This is a genomic window from Bacillus sp. 3G2 (assembly GCF_044324725.1).
Lineage (GTDB): Bacteria > Bacillota > Bacilli > Bacillales > Bacillaceae_G > Bacillus_A > Bacillus_A mobilis.
Genome location: NZ_CP172246.1, coordinates 4,807,391 through 4,825,235 on the forward strand (window position 1 = coordinate 4,807,391; position 17,845 = coordinate 4,825,235).

Sequence of the window (17,845 nt, forward strand, 5' to 3'; positions counted from 1 at the left end):
TAGTACACTATATGTAATAATCATAGGCGATGGAGTTCGCCATAACTGCTGCTTAGCTAATGACTCCTACCAGTATAACTACTGGTAGGAGTCTATTTTTTTGAGCAAGCTATTTTAAAGAGGTGAAGAAATTGATTTATATTATCGTTGGCATAGCCGGTATATTAGGAGCCCTCTCTCGCTATTATTTAGGTCTTACTATTCATACTTCATGGCATCATTCATTTCCATTAGCCACGTTGCTCATTAACTTAATCGGCTGCTTCTTATTAGCATGGCTAACTACGTATATTGCTCGGCGAAATATCTTACCTTCAGAGCTTATTACAGGCATTGGAACTGGATTCATCGGTTCCTTTACGACGTTTTCGACATTCAGTGTAGAAACTGTGCAATTAATCAATCATTCTGAATGGAATACGGCTTTCTTATATGTATCATGCAGTATACTTGGTGGGCTCCTTATGTCTGCTCTTGGCTATACACTAGGTGATTTCTTAATTCAGAAACAGCTTACGGAAGGTGATCACTTATGATGGAAGCTTTATTAGTGGCAACTGGAGGTTTCTTCGGTGCTATTACACGATTTGCAATTAGCAATTGGTTTAAAAAAAGAAATAAAACTACATTTCCAATTGCTACATTTCTCATCAATATAACAGGAGCATTTTTACTTGGATATATAATTGGCAACGGCGTCACTACAAGTTGGCAATTATTATTAGGGACTGGATTCATGGGTGCCTTCACAACATTTTCAACGTTTAAATTAGAATCTGTTCAGCTTTTCAACGGCAAAAACTTCGGCATACTATTTCTATATTTAAGTGCCACTTATACGATTGGTATCCTTTTTGCATTCCTTGGCATGAAACTAGGCGGCATATAAAGAAAGAAAGCGACTCTTATCAGTCGCTTTCTTTCATAAGAAGTATGTCCCGCCATACGGGATGGAAAATAAACCTGCTGGATGCACATCATAATGTACAACTTGCATCGGTGGTTGTGAGTACGACATATACTGCCCTTGCATCATTTGTGCAAAATATGTTTGCTGCATTTGAATCGCTTGATTCACAGCATGAATTGTCCCCTGTGCTCCTGCCAGTGTAATAGCTGCTCCCACTTGTCTACCACTATAAAAATAATGATTCATCATGATTCAGCTCACTTAGTATTTTTCTTCCCTATCGTATGTTTCTATTTCATGGCAAGTGTTTTATTACGCTGCCTTTTTTCGCATCACTGAGAAAATAGCCACACACAAAAACGCAAAAATTCCAGTGAAAGTAAATAAATATGCTAACGGAATCAAGTAAAATGGCTCCACTAAAGTTCCGTCTGGTTTTACCTCAGAACCAATTATATTAAACATAATTATGCATAACACTCCTAAAAATATTGGACTAGAAGCTAATAAGTATTTTTTCTTCATCATAATCTCTCCTTTTTATGCTCTAGAATATTACCTGGCTAACACTATAAGATTGAAAATTTAACTACTTTGATTGATCTATTACTGTTTTTTCAACTTTGAAGTAATAAATCCAAATACTGACACGGCAATACCACTAAAGAACAATAGATAGCTTACTGGTACTAGGAAGAAGTAAGGTTCTATAAGCAAACCACTTCCATCCATTTTACTTGTCGTCCCATGTATGATTAAACAAGTAGCCCCTAATGATATCAATACAATTGCTAATAAATATTTTTTCATAATATATTCTCCTTTGATTTCACAATTCATTTATCTGCATTCCTTTTTACTATTCTTACTACCATCATAATAAGTTCCAACGCATTATCAGTCAACAATAATTTATTGTTTTACGATAAATTATTGTTGTTTGACATACAAAAAGGCTATAGACAATCACTGTCTATAGCCTTTTCAATTCATTATTTCGTTCTAAAATATTCCTTCTGAAACATACACATTCTTATCGCATTATGATAGTTACCATCAACGAAAAACTCGTCTAACAGTTCACCTTCCACCATAAATCCAACCTTTTTATAAACATGTACCGCTTTTTCATTTTCCTTATCCACCACTAAATAAATCTTATGCATATTTAATACAGAAAAAGCGTAATCCATTGCTAAACGCGTCGCCTCTGCTGCATAACCATATCCTTGATAATTTGGATCAATAATAATTTGGAATTCTGTTCTACGATGAATATAATCAATTTCCACTAACTCGACCAACCCAACCATCTCATTATCTTTCTCCACGATAAATCGGCGTTCACTTTGATCATGTATATGTTTATCATATAAATCCTGCAGCTCTACAAATGCCTCATACGGCTCTTCAAACCAATACGACATAATATGAGCATTATTATTAAGTTCGTGTACGAATTTTAAATCTTCTCGCTCTAATGGACGTAACTTCAATTCCTGATTCATTCCTATAACCTCCAAGTAAAAGAAACCTCTTCACTTAATTTCTCAATTTTTTTCAATTTCAAACGCCCTAATTTCATTGTAAACTTTCAAGCAACTTGAAGGTCAAGACACAAAAAAAGTAGTGCAAACTTATGTCTGCACTACTACTCTTTTCTCAAATCTCTCATATTTGATATGTATAAAGCAATAACTAAAACAAGAATTGCTCCTGCGTATAACAACGTCTCCATCGGTTCCTCATGAGATACAATAATTAAACGAATTAACGCCGTAATTCCGATATAAATAAAATAACGTAACGGGAAATGATAATTCGATTTAAAATACTTAATAATTAACGCAATGAACTCGAAGTATAAAAAATAGACGATGATACTTTCAACCAATTTATACGATGTATATTCCTTTGTTGAAAATATATATTGAATAAATGTGATAGTCTCGTTAATTAAAAAGATAGATAATACAATGGATAATATAATTAACGCTATATTCAATATCCACTGCAAAATGCTAGCTATGTAATGATCGATATTAAACTTCATTTTCTCTTTTAGCTCCCCTTCGTATAAGTACTTATTTATTATAGCAAAATTATACTTACAGAAGTGTTAAATCAAATATGATCGTCCTCTTTCACTATCACTTCACCATTCGGATATTTATGCTTAATATAATCGCTTCCCCAATCACAAAGGACTTTTAAACCTTGTTTTAATGATTGCCCCTGTTCTGTAAGGGAATATTCCACTTTCGGCGGTACTTGATTGTATACCTTTCTAGATACGAGCCCATCCTTTTCAAGCTCTTTCAATTGCTCCGTAAGCATTTTTTGTGTAATACCGGTTACCAATCGTTTTAATTCACCCGTTCTTGTCGGTCCGCTTGTTAAATGATATAAAATATGGGATTTCCACTTACCTCCGATTACATCCAAAACGACTTCAATTCTATTGTTATACTCTTTTTTCATACTGAACTCCTTCTGTATTTTGATAGGCACTTTCTCGTGCCTATGTCACGAGATGGTGTCTATATCACGGAAAAGTGCGTACTTTTCATAGTACCTGTACTATACCATAATGATGCATGTAAGCAACTTATAACAGGACATCAACTTAGTGGAGGTATTTAAAAATGAAAAAAGAAAATCGTACTGCAAATTTTTATGATGTAATTCGTGAGCGTCGTTCCGTTCGTTCCTATGATCCTTCAGTTACAATCTCTAATGAAGAAATTAAAGAACTTTTAGAAGAAGCAATGTTAGCACCAAGTAGTTCTAACTTAAACCCATGGCGTTTCATGGTAATTACAGATCAGGACTTAAAAGAAAAGCTTCATCCAATCGCTTTAAATCAACCACAAGTATTAGAAGCATCTGCTATGCTCGTAATTTTAAGCGAAAATAACGCCCATGAATTCGAACATATCAATAAGGTGAATGAGCGTGCAGTAGCTGCTGGATTCATGACAGAAGAAGTTAAAAATAGACTTAACAACAGCATTCGTGAGTTTTATGCACCTGTCAGTGACCAAGGAAAAAGAGAATGGCAAATGCTTGATGGTGGTTTATTAGCTATGCAATTGATGCTTGCTGCAAAAGCGAGAGGATATGATACAGTTCCAATGCTTGGCTATAATGTTGAAGAATTCCGCAAAGCATTTAACGTTCCAGAAAACTTAACTGACGTCTTAATGATCGCACTAGGCAAAGCAAAAGAACCAGGATTCCCAACAGTTCGATTAACTGTTGATGAAGTAACTTCTTGGAATGGTGATTAAACTATGATCGACTACTTGCAAAAAAAGAAAGGTAGGAAAACAATGCTTGAAGTTTTAAATCGAATTAATGAATTAGCTAAAAAACAAAAAGAAGAAGGCTTAACAAAAGCAGAATTAAATGAGCGTATGAAAATACCAAGATTTTTTGTTACTTAGTGATTCATCTCCTGTACTGAGCTACAGGATTTTTTTAAGGTAAAATTATTTATAACTCTCTAAAAAAGCCTTACTACACATACATTGTAGTAAGGCTCTGACTATTTAAGATAAACATTAAACGACTTCATTATCTCTATACAAATAAGGTTTAGCAAATAATGTTACCATCCCCTCCAAGGAAAAGAAACCTTATTTCAACTTTCCTATTGATAAGTTAACACGATAATTCCCGTATTTTAATAGTCGTCCTAGAAAGTTATCTAAGTCTTCATTGGACGCAAAATGTGTTTTTAATAAATAACACCCCTCACCACTTACACGGTGTACCTCAGAAATCCCTTCTTCTCCTTGAAAGAAATTCATAAACTCTTGGTGATTAGCTGTTGTTACGAACAAAGTAACAAATGCAGTCACTACTTGTCCTAACTTGATTCGGTTTATTGCAATAGTATATTGTTCAATAATTCCTAGATCCTCTAATCTCCGAATTCGATTTCCTACAGCCTGCCCTGTCATATGTATTTTCTGACCAAGTTCTTTCCATTGTATTCTCGAGTTTTCTCCTAATAATTTCAGTATCTCAAAATCTGTTTGATCAATGATATAAACCAATCCTTTCACCGTGAAAGTAGAAAGCCCGAAAGTGTTTCGCCAACTTATTCTGCTTATCGATACAATTCACTATACTTAGTTTATCCTCTTACATCACATTATTTATCAGGTATATTCACTTATAACATAGAGGACACATCAAAAAAATAAATCTAGATTTAAAGGAGGTTACAAATATGTTATTACAAGAAATTCTATCGTTCAATGAACAATTTGTAGAAAATAAGGAATACGCTCCTCGTGAAGCGACAAAAATGCCTAAAAAACGTATGGTTGTTGTTTCTTGCATGGATGCTCGTTTAATTGAGCTACTCCCAAAAGCTTTAGATATACACGACGGTGATGCAAAAGTTATCAGAAATGCAGGTGGTAAAATTGCTTCTCCTTTCGATAGTGTTATGCAAAGTGTTGTAGCGTCAGTATACGATTTAAATGCAGATGAAATCTTCCTTATTGGACACCATAGATGTGGTGCGAGCCAAACGAATCCAAAAGGAACACTTCAAAAAATATTAGAGCGCGGGGTAGCTTCACCAGAAATTTTATCAGCAATTGAATATGCTGGTGTTGACCTTGAAAAATGGCTATTTGGATTCGATGATATCTGCGATTCGACTCAAGCTAATGTTGATTTAGTAAGAAATCATCCACTTATTCCAAAAGATGTTCCTGTACATGGTTTAGTTATCGATCCTCACACAGGTAAATTAGATTTAGTAGTCGATGGATATAAAAAATTAAATGGTATGAAACATTAATCATTACTTAAATGAAGGGAAGTTATTAAATATGAATAGACAAGAAGCTACGCAAAAAATTATGGAAGCAAAAATCGCAAGAGGTTTAACATGGGAAGAAATCTCAAAAGTAAGTGAAAATTCTGAGACTTGGGTTGTAACAGCATTATTAGGACAAGCTACAATGACACGTCCGGAAGCAGAAAAAATCGGTAAACTATTAGAATTAGATGAAGAAGTAGTTCGAGCATTAACAGTAGTTCCACTTAGAGGGCAAGTAATGCAAATGCCTCCTACTGATCCAATCTTATATCGATTATACGAAATGATGTTACAATACGCACCAACTCTTAGAGAATTAATCTTAGAAAAAGCCGGCGAAGGTGTAATGAGTGCAATTAACTTCAACCTAGGTGTGGATACACAAGAAGATCCACAAGGTGGCGATCCTCGTATCGTCATTACACTTAACGGTAAATTCTTACCATTCCGTACATGGTAAATAATCAAAAAATCCATCTATATAATTAAAATAATTTTATAGATTTACAAAATCCATCCTTTCTAACTGTGTAGAAAGGATGGATTTTAACTATGAAATTCTTTTTGGGCAAAGGAGACTAATATGAATAAAAAATACTTTGATACGAGCTTTAGTATTCTACAGTGGTTTGTGTTTTTATTAGCAAATGCAATTGCACTACCTATAATTATTGGTGGTATATTCCATTTACCAATAGAAGATATCTCAACATTAATGCAGCGAACTTTTTTAGTTGTAGGAGTAAGTTCATTTATACAAGCATGGTTTGGGCATCGCTATCCTATTGCGGATGGACCAGCCGGTTCATGGGTAAGTATATTTGTCATATTGGGACAAGTCGCTATGTATCAAGGACAAAGTGCAAAAGGCGTGTTGCAACTTTTAGAAGGCGGATTAATTATTGCAGGTATATTACTCTTCGTTCTTGGTATAACAGGGCTTGTTCATCGAATCTTATGTTTATTTAACCCTTTAGTTACAGGAACTTTTCTTTTAATCTTAGCACTTCAGCTTAGTGGTGTGTTACTAAAAGGCATGATGGGATTACAAGGATATGCAACTCACCCTGACTATACAACAGCTACTATTGCGCTCTTTGTTTTTGCCCTTATTACTTTCTTATCAATTAAAGGGAAAGGATGGATGAAAAGTTACGCTGTATTACTTGGAATTTCATGCGGTTGGCTTTTGTATGCAGTATTAGGAAAATCATCTCATATACCTTCGCACACAACGCTAGTTAAGTTACCAGAGATATTTGCTTGGGGCACACCTAAATTCGATATTGGAATGACTCTAACTGCAACTTTATTTACATTTCTTTTAGTTGCAAATACAATTGCTGCTATTTCGGCTGTAAAACAAGTAGCTCCTTTATCGAAAGAAAATGAAAAACAAACACTGAACCGTGGTGTATGGGTCGGAGGTATATCACATATTATCTCATCATTGTTCTCTACCATTGGAATTGTGCCATTACCTGCATCAGCAGGATTTATTCAACTAACAGGACAAAGAAAAGTGAAGTCTTTCCTTATAGCAAGTCTTATATTAGCAGGAATTTCTTTTATTCCTTCAATTGTAAACTTTATATCCTTGCTACCAGGACCTATTGCTAATGCTGCACTTTTAGCAACATTTGTCCAAGTAATAGGCATTTCACTTCAATCCATTTTACGTGAAGAATTAAATCAACGCCGATTAACTATATTAGGAATTTCATTATTAATCAGTTTGGGTATAATGTTTCTTCCAGAAGGTGTATTTAGCGGAGTTCCTTCTTCCTTACAATATGTTTTAAGTAACGGACTACTCGTAGGTACTATGATTGTTATTTTATTAGAACAGTTTTGGAAAGAGTAAAATTTGTGATTAAGTAAAAAAGCGCCCTGCTTACAGGGCGCTTTTTTATACCTAATGACTAATACTAGCAGTTGGGTATAATGTTGTTCCTCCAATTGAAACTTTTATTTCATTTGTTAATGGAACATTTTGTTCATTAATAATTGTTCTCCACCATTCCCATGCAAGACCAGTACATTCTCTAGCTACGATTTTTATATTTTTTGAATTTGGTGGAAGAGGGATAACTGTAGAGTAATGAGCTGTTTTGTCTCTGCCGCTACCATCCCATGTTTTATGTGTTAGTACCTCTTTCCCATTTTGATCAAATGTAAATTCATCCCAAGATACATCAAATTGAGCAACGTAAGCACCGTAATGATCCAGTGTCATTTTAGCACTTGAATATTCTGTAGTTGTCGTCTCAATATAATCTGTATTGTTATGAACAGCAGCAGTTGCATTATCTTTTAAGAAAGTGCTTGTATATGAAATTGGATATGCTGGATTTTTAAGACTTAATTCAGCATTATCTTTAATGATATTTCGGATTTCATTGAAATCTTTAGTAACAACCTTGTTATGCTCTTTCGCATCTCCGCCTAATACTACAGCAGTAAAGGTACTTTCTTCAAAAATATCTTTATACTGTCCACTCGTTTCGACGCTGTTATTCTTAAGTAAAGCTTTAAAAGCAGCTTGTACATCTTTACTCTTAGATGTTGTTTCTAATTTTACATAAACAGTTCTACCATAAGCTACATTTGAAACCATAACAGGTGGAGCCGAATTACTTACACCTTTACGAGTTAACTCACCAAAAGTAACACTATTATCAAAAAGGTCGGATGGATTGTTAGGTAGTTCAGCACTTACCGTATAAAATATTTGCTTATACGCCGCTACCATCACTTTTTTCTCTCCATTTGCAACCGCATTAAAATCAATGTTTAGACTGTTATCAAGATATTTAGCGTTAACATTAAGAGCGCTTGCGATTTGTGATTTACTATAAACCATAGATTCCGTATACTGCATTCTTGCAGGCAACGTATGTGTTGTAGAATACTTTTCATTCCAAGTAGATACCAAATCGTCTACTGCGCCAGCTACATTACCATATGTCGGATTTTGGACAGTGATTGTATTTTCTTTTCTCATGCCCGGTAAGTCTATACTAATATTCAAAGGCTTTCTCTTAGCCACTAATAAACTCGGTTGATTGTCTGCAAAAGCTTTATTTGCAAGTTGTACAGCTCCTGGATACGTGCGATTCACTACAGAATCAATAATTGAAATATCGACTGGTGACGTTGTAAGTGATTTTTTCTCGCGTTCCACTACTACAAATTTACCATTTGAATTGATACTTTCTTTCGGAACAAAACTTTCTACTTTATCACCATTTACAGCTAAAACCTCTTGATTATTATATTTAAGATTTGCTATACCAGTATCAATGCCACTAGCATTTTTGATTACATCAGTTGCATTACCTACTTGTGTTTCTGCGAAGGAAATAGATGAATAATTAATAGTGCATAGACTAACTAATAAACATGCAAGGAACTTTCTTCTTTTAGTGTTTTTCTTAATATTCAGAAAAATCACCCCGTTCTTTTTTTAGTAAGATATGATAATGATTGATAAATGATTACTAACTAATAAACCTACATAAATGCTTTTAAAAGTTCTTGAATTAACGGGATTACGCCACCTACAAATTTCAAAACAGCCATTGCGATTTCCATATTATTTCCTCCTTTTTTATTGCTACGAAAATGTGATTTATCTTTATGCCCTCATTATAGTGACCCCTTACACTTTTATCAATACACTCTTATATGCAATATTACATACTAAGAACCAAGCTGAATCCTCATAAAAAGTTATACAGAGATAAAGTGAAACTTTAATCAGTGGGGATTTTCTTCATCCCCCACTGATTATTAGTTGAACCAATCGGACTTTTATGGGCAGTTGACCCCCCACCTAAATTCTTTGCTTTCGCTGAATTTTGAGGTGGGGGTCTTACTGCCCATTAAAGCGGGATAAATTTCCCGTTTGGTAGATACTTGAAAAAAAATCGAAGCATTCCTTTGCATTTTATGAGTAATTTACAAGTTTATTGTTGGAAGCGTCGCAGGAACGGAAATAATGAGATACCTGTAGGACAGAGCTATCATCGGCAATCGTATAAAAAAGCTGCTGCCTATAAAATATAGGCAGCAGCTTTTTTCATACTCATTTTGTAATTAATAAACAGCAATCGGCCCATAAGGACCTTGGATAATTTCAATTTTCGTTTCAAAAATATCTGTCAAAAGTATTGGGTCCATAACCTCTTCTACTGTTCCAAAAGCAGCAATTTGTCCATCTTTCATAGCACAAATTTTATCAGAGTATTTAGCTGCAAAATTTATGTCATGCATAACAGTCAAAATTGTTCTTCCAAACTCATTAGCCGCACGTCTTAAATGCTCCATCATTTGAACAGAACGAGCAACATCAAGGTTGTTCAGAGGCTCGTCCAATAGCACATATTCAGTCTCTTGGCACAATACCATCGCTACATATGCCCTTTGTCTTTGACCACCAGAAAGCTCATCTAAATATCTATTCTCTAAACTAGTTAAATCTAAGAAATCGATATATTTAGAAATGATAACCTCATCTTCTTTAGTTAATCTACCCTTTGAATAAGGAAAGCGCCCAAATCCAACTAATTGTCTAACAGTGAGCCTCGTTACAAAATGATTTTCTTGTCGCAATATAGTCAGGATTTTTGCTAAGTCTTTTGATTTGGATTCAGAAACATCCATATTCGCTACTTGAATTTGACCTTCATCCATATCTAAGAGTCTTCCAATCATCAAAAGTGTCGTAGACTTTCCAGCGCCATTTGGTCCAATTAAAGAAGTAAAGCCCGCTTTTGGTATTTCAATATCCAAAGGTCCTATTTTCACCTTATCCGTATAGAACTTTTTAACATTATCGATTTTTATCATAAAGCCCTCTTCCTTAAAACTATAGTTAAGAATATGATTCCACCAAATAATTCAATAATAACTGAAACTACCCCTTGAGCATGGAATACATGATACATTAAAAAGTATGCACTCGTCATTATTAAAAATCCTATAGCAAAAGCCATTGGGAAAATATATCTATGATCATAAGTTGACGCCGCCTGATAACTCAAAGTTGCTACTAAAAAGCCGTAGAACGTAAGTGGCCCAATTAGAGCTGTTGAGATAGACATTAAAATAGCTACTAACACAAGCGTATAAATTACACTAGGTTGATATTTAACCCCAAAAGAAGTAGCAACATCCTTTCCTAGTGACAAAACATTCAACTTCTTAGAATGAGCAAAAATTAATACCGCTACAATTATGATCATAGGAATTACAATAGGAAAATATGCAGGGTCTGCATGATTAACAGAACCAAATAATCTCGCTTGTAAAATATCAAATTCTGAAGGCGCAAGTAGTTTTCTCATAAAAGTTGACACAGAATTTAGCCCGGTACCAATAATAATTCCAACTAAAAGCATAAGTTGTAAATTCCCATATTTACCGGAAAGTAACCATCCATAAAGTATCAAACTCATGAAGACCATCACAACAACTTGAAATAAAAATGATCCAATTCCATTAAAGTTTATTAATGCACTAGCACCAAAGAAGAATATTGTACTCGTTTGAATTGCCGAATAAAGTGATTCGAAACCTAAAAGTGAAGGAGTAATAATCTTATTATTCGTAATAGATTGGAAAGCAACTGTCGATAAGCTATGGCAAACTGCAGCAATAATCATTGCAACAATAGCTACTATCCTTCTCTTAACAACTGGGATAAAAGAAGGTGAATCTATCGGAACTGGATTGTTATAAACTAAAAGTCCATATGAAGAAAGGAGACCTAAAGCGATCAATGTTATGAGTAAAATCCAATAACGTCTTGCTTCCTTTTTAGAACGAAAAGCACTAGCTGATCTACTTGCATTATGAAGGCTAGAATCGATTTCGACATTTTCTTTATTTTTATATTCTAATGTGATCATCGCAGCCTCCTTGGTTTTCTTTGTCTCAATAGAATAGTAATAAACACGACCGCTCCCACTGTTGCAAGTATTAAAGAAACAGGGACTTCAAAAGGCTTTATAATTGTTCGAGAAATGATGTCACAGGCAGTTATTGTCCCCATTCCAATCACACAAACCCAAGGTAAATTACTTCTAAGATCATCGCCTCTAAACATGGAAACAATGTTTGGCACAATTAATCCTAAGAAAGGTAAGTGTCCAATAACAGCTGCAACAATTCCAACTGCAACAGAGATAAGAGCAGTCCCAAAAAGAACAATTCTATTGTAATTAACGCCAAGGCTTGTTGCGACATCTTCTCCTAGTCCAGCTAAAGTCAATCTATTCGCATACATAAAAATAAGCAAAGTAATGATAACAATCAGCCATAAATATTCATACCTTCCCACCTGAATGTTAGCAAATGAACCTACGAACCAAGTTTCAATACTTTGTGTCATTTGAAAAAGAAGTCCCAAAAAAGTAGACACTGCAGAAATAACTGCTCCAAGCATCAATCCAATAATCGGGACAATTAAAGACGAACGAAGCTTAACTCTTCTTAAAAATAGAAAGAAAATCATAGTTCCTATAAAAGAAAAAATGATTGCACCAGTCATTCTTTGAACTAAAGTCGGGGCAGGAAATAATAAATACACAAAAAGCAGGCCTAAGCCTGACCATTCAATAGTACCCGTTGTAGTAGGTTCAACAAAACGATTCTGGGTAATTAATTGCATGACGAGTCCTGCCATCGCCATCGCAGCTCCAGTAAGCATTAATGCAACAGTTCTCGGAACACGAGTGATGAAAAACATCTCCATTCCGTCCTCTTGTCCACGTATATCATAAACTCCAGTAAACAGTGATATAATCCCTAAAATTATAACAACTATAACCGCTATTATAAAAGGTTTTGTCCATATTTTATTGTGATTATAAAACTGGGGTTGAGAAATATTCTCAACCCTAGAAATCATATTTTTTGACACTGTTTCGTACCCCTTTACACTACTTAGCTAAAGTTTTTGCAAGATTTCCAAATAACTCTACATAAGTCTGAATTGATTCATTTGTGTAAGTATCTTCTGGTGCATAAACAACTTGTTTTTTAGAAACAGCAGTTGTGTTTTGAAGAGCTGGTGATTTAGAAATAACATCCTTAGCAGGTGTTGACTTAGCTGCATCAGATGTTGCAGCATCACGATCTAATACGAAAAGCCAATCAGGATTTGTTTGTGCGATAGCTTCAACAGAAACGTCATCACCTTTATGACCTGCAGTAGAATTAGACACTTCTAATGCTGGAGTCCAACCGAAAATTTCATACATTGGTCCCCAAACACGACCAGAATGTGGAGCAGCAAAACCAATATTCCCACCAGTAACGATAACACTCATAACTTTATCTTTTCCGTTATAAGCAGATTTTGCTTTTTCAATAGATTTATCAAAATCAGCTACTAATTGTTTAGCTTCTTTATCTTTATCAAAGATTTTTCCTAGAGTAGTTGTAGAATTTTTAAGTCCATCTACTAAATTTTTTCCAGGCGTAGTAGATTTCTCAGAAACATCAAAATTAAGATCAATAACAGCTGCTTTTGGCACTAATTTTTTGATTTCTTCGTAATGATCAGCAAATCTTTGACCAACGATTACAAGTTCAGGGTTTGCCGCTGCAATGATTTCAAGATTTGGTTCGCGGTGATTCCCGATATTTTTAACTGAATCATCCTTTTTATATGCTGAATCTGCAGGCATGATATCCTTTGGAGCAGCCGCTAATTTAATTCCCCAATCAGCTAAAGTTTCAAAAGTTCTATTATCTAAAGCAACTACATTCTTTGGATTTACAGGGACTTTAACAGTTCCATGAGCATCAGTGATTTCAACCGTTTTTGGCTTATCACTACTATCACCTTTATTAGCTTTCGAAGTTTCCTTACCTGAATCTGAGCAAGCTACTAACATTAAAGTGAAAATTGCTAGAATACTTACTAATTTTAAAAGCATAGTTTTTTTCATACGTATACTCCTTATTATGTAATTTAGTTCGAAAATGATGACGTCCATAGATTGAATTAGATAGTAACTTTCATGTATCTAAATTGCTATTGATAATCATTTTCATTTGAACATCCTGTAAATAAGTATAGTCATTAATTCTGTGAAAATCTTGTGAATGGTGTGAGTTAACAAAATTAAAAACAAATTAGATACAGTCTCCACCAGATCCATCCCCCACACGTACTAACTGATAGATTAGCACCTTATATACCATGATTTCTACTGCAAAAAAGGGCCCATTACATATTCCACTATCTGATAGCAATCTTCTTTTTATAGTTTCCGTCTTTTAATATTTCACAGAAACTATTTTATCATCTTATTTTTATCATTCAACCATTGAATAGCCTCTGCCATGTATCGTTTGAATATATCGGTCTTTCTTCTCGCACTTTAACTTTTTTCTTACATACCCAATATATAAGTCTACTACATTTGGATTTACTACTACGTTATATCCCCAAACCTGATTCAAAAGCATTTCACGGCTCAATATTGTATTTTTATTCTTGATTAAAAATACAAGTAAATCGTACTCACGCTTCGTAAGCGAGAGATTTTTACCACCTTTTTTTACAATATTGCTAGATGCATCAACAAAGAGATCTTTAAATTGAAAAAAGTTTATCTCATTTTGCTGATTATAGTCAGTTCTCCTTAAAATAGCTTGAACCCTCGCTACTAATTCTTCTTTCACAAATGGTTTTCTAATATAATCATCTGCTCCTGCTTGTAGCCCTGCTATACAATCCTTGCTAGAAATATTGTCTGTCACAATAATGATCGGTGTCGTTTTAACAAGTCGTATTTGTCTGCAAATTTCTGGTCCGGATATACTTAATGAATCCCAATCCAATATGATAATATCCCAATCTTGTTCATATATTATATTTAAACCTTCGTTTTCATTGTGAAGTTTTAAAATGAAATGGCCTTCTTTCTTTAGACCGCTTACGATTTTCTTTGCTAAAGACCGTTCATTTTTAATTACTAACACCTGCCTCACCGATGGTTCACCTCTACTTCAATATAACTTAGTTAGATAAAAAATTATCTCAAAAAAAATAATGTAAGATTTATAAATATTAAACTCCTAAAAAAAGCCATTATAACAGCTTATTAGGGGAACTCTATATAATCTTACAATAGATATGGAGACGAATACAAAAGATATGAATATTTAAATAAATATTATTTAATCATTAAGGTGCAGCTATAGTATCTACCTGATTATCATCAATAACTATTTCTTCATTTTTTGTTTCAGGGATACCGCCCCATCCCCATAACGAGATTTTTATCTTCTACAGTTATTTATGAGAGTACAGCCGAGATACGTATAATTTTAAGTATTAGTCTTGCTTTTATTTTATCTATTTACAATAAAGTTTCTCTCTTGATCTATATGGGTTAACACGAATCACACAATTAAAAACACTTTGTTTTAAACGTCTTTATTGTAAATTAAACAACTTTATTATTTGTATACACCATTACCAGAAAAACTCCCTAAAAAATAGAAAAACAAATAACCAGTTCCTTAACATACAAGAAATCGATTATTTTGTATCTAAACGTACCATTTTCTTTTTTTGATATGATGAGCCCTAATGATATTGCCCAATCCGGTGTAAACTCCTCAATAACAATGGATCTTTTCATATTTCTAATGCACCTTATGTATTTTACGCTTAAACATAATATTAAAATTAGATGAGCGAAGCCACGTCAAGTGAATAGAATTCACTCTTTAAGAATACATAAAATATATACACACAAGTTTAGCCTACTCATTAGTGAACATAGGATTCTATAAATTTTGGAGGGAGAGATATGCCAAAAAAGGTTCTCCTGTTTACAGATTTGGGAATTGATGATGCGTTTGCTATACTGTACACCTTTTTTCGTAAAGACGTTCAACTTGTAGGAATTGTAGCCGATTATGGAAATGTATCAAGAGAAAATGTAATAAGAAATATTAACTATTTGAAGTACATTGCGGGAAGAGAAGAGATACCTGTATTCCTTGGTGCTTCTGTGCCGTTGACAGGTATATTGATTCAGTATTTCCCTGAGGTACACGGAAAAGTCGGATTAGGTCCTATTATTCCCCCTGAAATTCCATATCCAATTTACCCCTTAAATGATATTTATCAAATTATAGAATCAAATTTAGAAGATCTTACAATTATCAATTTAGGAAGACTTTCTTCGCTAGCCACGACTTTTGTATTGAATTTAGAAACAATGCGAAACGTAAGAGAATGCATTTGCATGGGGGGAGCTTTTTTCTATCCAGGTAACGTAACTGCTGTGGCTGAAGCTAACTTTTACGCAGACCCTTATGCAGCAAATTTAATTCTGCAGCATGCGAAGAACTTGACAATTATTCCTTTAAATGTGACTCAACATGCGATTGTTACACCTGAAATGGTCCAGCAAATTGATACATTTCATCGGAATACACAAGATCTTGCAGGACTCATCATCAAGCCCATGCTAGACTATTATTATAATTTCTACTCCAAGTCTAATCCTGGTATAAGTGGAAGTCCTATGCATGATTTTGTAACAGTGTGGTATTTGCTAAATCAAGAGGCTGTTAGCCTTTCAAGAGTACCCATTAAAATAATTCCTGATCAAGGAGAAGGATTTGGTCAAAGCATTGCAGATTTTCGCTTTGTTGCTAATCCAGGCTATAAAATGCATAATGTAGCTTTTCAGTTTGATTATGAAAGATTCAAAAAGGATATTATGGAGACGTTCTTAAAGAAGAGAGTATAACATGCTTTATTAATTTCAGATAATAAGAATCACGCGAATAAAAATTCACTTTACTTAATGTACAGAAATTCGAATTTTTTAGGTTAAAATTCGCCTAGTAGGGATCCCCCACATGCCCATCGAACCAAAGAGATTATTTATTAGTTTTGGGGTATTTGCTTTTCCTATCTTGATTGTAATGTGGTCCTTAAAATGTAACAAGAAGCGTAAAATGGCTATTCTACGCTTCTTGTTACATTTTATTTTCGGAACCATAAGTTTGCCACAAACAAAAAGAACCATAACCTCGCCAATCTGGCAAAGTTATGGTTCATATCATACAAAATAAAAAACCACCAAACAGTTATGTATTGGTGGAGACGGTGGGAGTCGAACCCACGTCCAAAAATATCGGCACTTAAGCTTCTACGAGTGTAGTCGATATATTAGCATTTCGCGAACTCTTCGGCCTATCGACAGGCTTCCAAGTTGCTAGTCTGATTGTTCTCTTCCTTCGCCCTCAGACGGCGAACTCCGGCGTAGTCCACTTAGTTTGAGTCCCTTACCCTACCACATGGACGATGGAGGGAGGAACCTTTAGTGCAATTAAGCAGCTAAAGAAAGATTGTTTTGTTTGCCAATTATAGGCTTTGACGTTTTAACGAGGCCGATCCCCTCGACTCGCAACCTAAGCTCGAACTATCCCTGTCGAATCCGTAACGTCCCCATGATAAAAATGGAGCATACGAAGAAATATCGTGATAGCTACTAAGAGCTGTTTTTCAATGTGCAACAATCTTACATAAGTTATTATAACATACGCGCGTCGTTTTACAAATGTAAATATCTGTATTACATCTTTTGACGATCACGGAACGCGCGTGCAATTTCACGTTTTGCTTCTTTCTCTTTTAAATCGTTACGCTTATCATATTGCTTTTTACCTTTTGCTAAACCAAGTGCCATTTTCGCGAATCCATTTTTCAAATAAATTCTAACTGGAACTAATGCATAGCCTGTTTCTTTTGAAGCACCCGTTAACTTCTCAATTTCTTTTTTATGAAGAAGTAACTTTCTCGTGCGAAGCGGATCATGGTTGAAACGATTGCCTTGCTCGTATGTACTAATATGCATATTATGAACCCATACTTCACCATTATGTACACGTGCAAATGCATCTTTCAAGTTCACGCGTCCAGCGCGAATCGACTTAATTTCCGTTCCTTGAAGGACAAGCCCTGCCTCGTATGTTTCTTCGATGAAATAATCATGAAATGCTTTTTTATTTTGTGCAATAACCTTACCTGTACCCTTTGGCATATAACGTCCCTC

At 34.5% G+C, this 17,845-nt stretch carries 22 protein-coding genes, 1 other RNA gene and 1 riboswitch; of the genes, 8 read left to right on the plus strand and 15 right to left on the minus strand.

Annotated features, from left to right (window positions below; genetic code table 11):
* Positions 1-16: 16 nt before the first annotated feature.
* A riboswitch (Fluoride riboswitch) is annotated at positions 17-76 on the plus strand.
* Positions 77-131: 55 nt separating this feature from the next.
* Together crcB (ACHZK0_RS24825) and crcB (ACHZK0_RS24830) are read left to right on the plus strand one after the other, a co-directional pair.
* Complete coding sequence (gene crcB / locus ACHZK0_RS24825; RefSeq protein ID WP_270341071.1) at positions 132-536, plus strand: fluoride efflux transporter CrcB; 405 nt, start codon at positions 132-134, stop codon at positions 534-536.
* Positions 533-889, plus strand: coding sequence for a fluoride efflux transporter CrcB (gene crcB, locus ACHZK0_RS24830; protein ID WP_262740526.1), 357 nt, complete (start codon positions 533-535; stop codon positions 887-889). The genes crcB (ACHZK0_RS24825) and crcB (ACHZK0_RS24830) overlap by 4 nt, the downstream gene beginning before the upstream one ends.
* A gap of 33 nt (positions 890-922) precedes the next feature.
* On the opposite strand, the gene ACHZK0_RS24835 is transcribed toward crcB (ACHZK0_RS24830), so the two are convergent.
* From ACHZK0_RS24835 to ACHZK0_RS24860, 6 genes are all read right to left on the minus strand, one after another.
* Positions 923-1,159: a DUF3947 family protein gene (locus tag ACHZK0_RS24835; RefSeq protein ID WP_262740525.1), complete on the minus strand. Its 237-nt coding sequence runs from the start codon at positions 1,157-1,159 to the stop codon at positions 923-925.
* Between the two features lie 63 nt (positions 1,160-1,222).
* Positions 1,223-1,435 (minus strand): DUF3955 domain-containing protein, encoded by a 213-nt coding sequence (locus tag ACHZK0_RS24840; RefSeq protein WP_270606342.1) that lies wholly within the window; start codon positions 1,433-1,435, stop codon positions 1,223-1,225.
* Between the two features lie 81 nt (positions 1,436-1,516).
* Entirely contained in the window at positions 1,517-1,723 is a 207-nt protein-coding gene (locus ACHZK0_RS24845; protein ID WP_262740567.1) for a DUF3955 domain-containing protein, read from the minus strand.
* 179 nt (positions 1,724-1,902) lie between these two features.
* The gene (speG, locus tag ACHZK0_RS24850) at positions 1,903-2,418 is read right to left on the minus strand and encodes a spermidine N1-acetyltransferase (protein WP_262740524.1); all 516 of its coding nucleotides are present in this window, start codon (positions 2,416-2,418) and stop codon (positions 1,903-1,905) included.
* 143 nt (positions 2,419-2,561) lie between these two features.
* Positions 2,562-2,963 carry a phosphate-starvation-inducible protein PsiE gene (psiE, locus tag ACHZK0_RS24855; protein WP_087983029.1) on the minus strand — a complete coding sequence of 134 codons (402 nt, stop codon included), beginning with the start codon at positions 2,961-2,963 and terminating at the stop codon, positions 2,562-2,564.
* A gap of 71 nt (positions 2,964-3,034) precedes the next feature.
* On the minus strand, positions 3,035-3,391 hold the full coding sequence (locus ACHZK0_RS24860) for a winged helix-turn-helix transcriptional regulator (RefSeq protein WP_000712644.1): 357 nt from the start codon (positions 3,389-3,391) through the stop codon (positions 3,035-3,037).
* Positions 3,392-3,555: 164 nt separating this feature from the next.
* Between ACHZK0_RS24860 and ACHZK0_RS24865 the strand changes: the two genes are divergently transcribed.
* Together ACHZK0_RS24865 and ACHZK0_RS24870 are read left to right on the plus strand one after the other, a co-directional pair.
* Positions 3,556-4,200, plus strand: coding sequence for a nitroreductase family protein (locus tag ACHZK0_RS24865; RefSeq protein ID WP_395760982.1), 645 nt, complete (start codon positions 3,556-3,558; stop codon positions 4,198-4,200).
* A 3-nt stretch (positions 4,201-4,203) separates the two neighbouring features.
* Positions 4,204-4,356, plus strand: coding sequence for a DUF896 domain-containing protein (locus tag ACHZK0_RS24870; protein ID WP_395760983.1), 153 nt, complete (start codon positions 4,204-4,206; stop codon positions 4,354-4,356).
* A 192-nt stretch (positions 4,357-4,548) separates the two neighbouring features.
* On the opposite strand, the gene ACHZK0_RS24875 is transcribed toward ACHZK0_RS24870, so the two are convergent.
* Positions 4,549-4,980, minus strand: a complete 432-nt coding sequence (locus tag ACHZK0_RS24875; RefSeq protein ID WP_087955067.1) for an Lrp/AsnC family transcriptional regulator — start codon at positions 4,978-4,980, stop codon at positions 4,549-4,551.
* A 167-nt stretch (positions 4,981-5,147) separates the two neighbouring features.
* Between ACHZK0_RS24875 and ACHZK0_RS24880 the strand changes: the two genes are divergently transcribed.
* The 3 genes from ACHZK0_RS24880 (at position 5,148) to ACHZK0_RS24890 (ending at position 7,614) form a co-directional block, all read left to right on the plus strand.
* Positions 5,148-5,729 (plus strand): beta-class carbonic anhydrase, encoded by a 582-nt coding sequence (locus tag ACHZK0_RS24880; protein WP_262740522.1) that lies wholly within the window; start codon positions 5,148-5,150, stop codon positions 5,727-5,729.
* 31 nt (positions 5,730-5,760) lie between these two features.
* Positions 5,761-6,210 (plus strand): cyanase, encoded by a 450-nt coding sequence (gene cynS / locus ACHZK0_RS24885; RefSeq protein ID WP_087955069.1) that lies wholly within the window; start codon positions 5,761-5,763, stop codon positions 6,208-6,210.
* A gap of 123 nt (positions 6,211-6,333) precedes the next feature.
* Positions 6,334-7,614 (plus strand): purine/pyrimidine permease, encoded by a 1,281-nt coding sequence (locus tag ACHZK0_RS24890; protein WP_395760984.1) that lies wholly within the window; start codon positions 6,334-6,336, stop codon positions 7,612-7,614.
* A 51-nt stretch (positions 7,615-7,665) separates the two neighbouring features.
* On the opposite strand, the gene alo is transcribed toward ACHZK0_RS24890, so the two are convergent.
* From alo to ACHZK0_RS24920, 6 genes are all read right to left on the minus strand, one after another.
* A complete protein-coding gene (gene alo / locus ACHZK0_RS24895) occupies positions 7,666-9,204 on the minus strand; it encodes an anthrolysin O/cereolysin O family cholesterol-dependent cytolysin Alo (protein WP_262740520.1) in 1,539 nt (512 codons plus the stop codon).
* A gap of 644 nt (positions 9,205-9,848) precedes the next feature.
* Complete coding sequence (locus ACHZK0_RS24900) at positions 9,849-10,601, minus strand: ABC transporter ATP-binding protein (RefSeq protein ID WP_064449606.1); 753 nt, start codon at positions 10,599-10,601, stop codon at positions 9,849-9,851.
* Entirely contained in the window at positions 10,598-11,662 is a 1,065-nt protein-coding gene (locus ACHZK0_RS24905) for an iron chelate uptake ABC transporter family permease subunit (RefSeq protein ID WP_064449605.1), read from the minus strand. The genes ACHZK0_RS24900 and ACHZK0_RS24905 overlap by 4 nt, the downstream gene beginning before the upstream one ends.
* Positions 11,659-12,675 (minus strand): ABC transporter permease, encoded by a 1,017-nt coding sequence (locus tag ACHZK0_RS24910; protein ID WP_061679285.1) that lies wholly within the window; start codon positions 12,673-12,675, stop codon positions 11,659-11,661. Before ACHZK0_RS24910 ends, ACHZK0_RS24905 begins: the two co-directional genes overlap by 4 nt.
* 19 nt (positions 12,676-12,694) lie before the next feature.
* The gene (locus ACHZK0_RS24915; RefSeq protein WP_061679286.1) at positions 12,695-13,708 is read right to left on the minus strand and encodes a siderophore ABC transporter substrate-binding protein; all 1,014 of its coding nucleotides are present in this window, start codon (positions 13,706-13,708) and stop codon (positions 12,695-12,697) included.
* A 370-nt stretch (positions 13,709-14,078) separates the two neighbouring features.
* Positions 14,079-14,756: a response regulator transcription factor gene (locus ACHZK0_RS24920; protein WP_151035631.1), complete on the minus strand. Its 678-nt coding sequence runs from the start codon at positions 14,754-14,756 to the stop codon at positions 14,079-14,081.
* Positions 14,757-15,583: 827 nt separating this feature from the next.
* Between ACHZK0_RS24920 and ACHZK0_RS24925 the strand changes: the two genes are divergently transcribed.
* A complete protein-coding gene (locus ACHZK0_RS24925; RefSeq protein WP_395760985.1) occupies positions 15,584-16,534 on the plus strand; it encodes a nucleoside hydrolase in 951 nt (316 codons plus the stop codon).
* Between the two features lie 351 nt (positions 16,535-16,885).
* On the opposite strand, the gene ssrA is transcribed toward ACHZK0_RS24925, so the two are convergent.
* Positions 16,886-17,240: a transfer-messenger RNA gene (gene ssrA, locus ACHZK0_RS24930) on the minus strand.
* 125 nt (positions 17,241-17,365) lie between these two features.
* Positions 17,366-17,833 (minus strand): SsrA-binding protein, encoded by a 468-nt coding sequence (smpB, locus tag ACHZK0_RS24935; protein WP_001123922.1) that lies wholly within the window; start codon positions 17,831-17,833, stop codon positions 17,366-17,368.
* Positions 17,834-17,845 lie beyond the last annotated feature (12 nt).

Excerpts from the sequence above, each read along its gene's own strand:
- ACHZK0_RS24870 (WP_395760983.1), top strand. The coding sequence starts at position 4,204 with ATGATCGACTACTTGCAAAAAAAGAAAGGTAGGAAAACAATGCTTGAA.
- ACHZK0_RS24915 (WP_061679286.1), bottom strand. The coding sequence starts at position 13,708 with ATGAAAAAAACTATGCTTTTAAAATTAGTAAGTATTCTAGCAATTTTC.
- ACHZK0_RS24865 (WP_395760982.1), top strand. The coding sequence starts at position 3,556 with ATGAAAAAAGAAAATCGTACTGCAAATTTTTATGATGTAATTCGTGAG.
- crcB (WP_262740526.1), top strand. The coding sequence starts at position 533 with ATGATGGAAGCTTTATTAGTGGCAACTGGAGGTTTCTTCGGTGCTATT.
- ACHZK0_RS24835 (WP_262740525.1), bottom strand. The coding sequence starts at position 1,159 with ATGATGAATCATTATTTTTATAGTGGTAGACAAGTGGGAGCAGCTATT.
- ACHZK0_RS24840 (WP_270606342.1), bottom strand. The coding sequence starts at position 1,435 with ATGAAGAAAAAATACTTATTAGCTTCTAGTCCAATATTTTTAGGAGTG.
- ACHZK0_RS24905 (WP_064449605.1), bottom strand. The coding sequence starts at position 11,662 with ATGATCACATTAGAATATAAAAATAAAGAAAATGTCGAAATCGATTCT.
- ACHZK0_RS24900 (WP_064449606.1), bottom strand. The coding sequence starts at position 10,601 with ATGATAAAAATCGATAATGTTAAAAAGTTCTATACGGATAAGGTGAAA.
- speG (WP_262740524.1), bottom strand. The coding sequence starts at position 2,418 with ATGAATCAGGAATTGAAGTTACGTCCATTAGAGCGAGAAGATTTAAAA.
- smpB (WP_001123922.1), bottom strand. The coding sequence starts at position 17,833 with ATGCCAAAGGGTACAGGTAAGGTTATTGCACAAAATAAAAAAGCATTT.
- ACHZK0_RS24925 (WP_395760985.1), top strand. The coding sequence starts at position 15,584 with ATGCCAAAAAAGGTTCTCCTGTTTACAGATTTGGGAATTGATGATGCG.
- psiE (WP_087983029.1), bottom strand. The coding sequence starts at position 2,963 with ATGAAGTTTAATATCGATCATTACATAGCTAGCATTTTGCAGTGGATA.
- ACHZK0_RS24860 (WP_000712644.1), bottom strand. The coding sequence starts at position 3,391 with ATGAAAAAAGAGTATAACAATAGAATTGAAGTCGTTTTGGATGTAATC.
- cynS (WP_087955069.1), top strand. The coding sequence starts at position 5,761 with ATGAATAGACAAGAAGCTACGCAAAAAATTATGGAAGCAAAAATCGCA.
- ACHZK0_RS24880 (WP_262740522.1), top strand. The coding sequence starts at position 5,148 with ATGTTATTACAAGAAATTCTATCGTTCAATGAACAATTTGTAGAAAAT.
- ACHZK0_RS24890 (WP_395760984.1), top strand. The coding sequence starts at position 6,334 with ATGAATAAAAAATACTTTGATACGAGCTTTAGTATTCTACAGTGGTTT.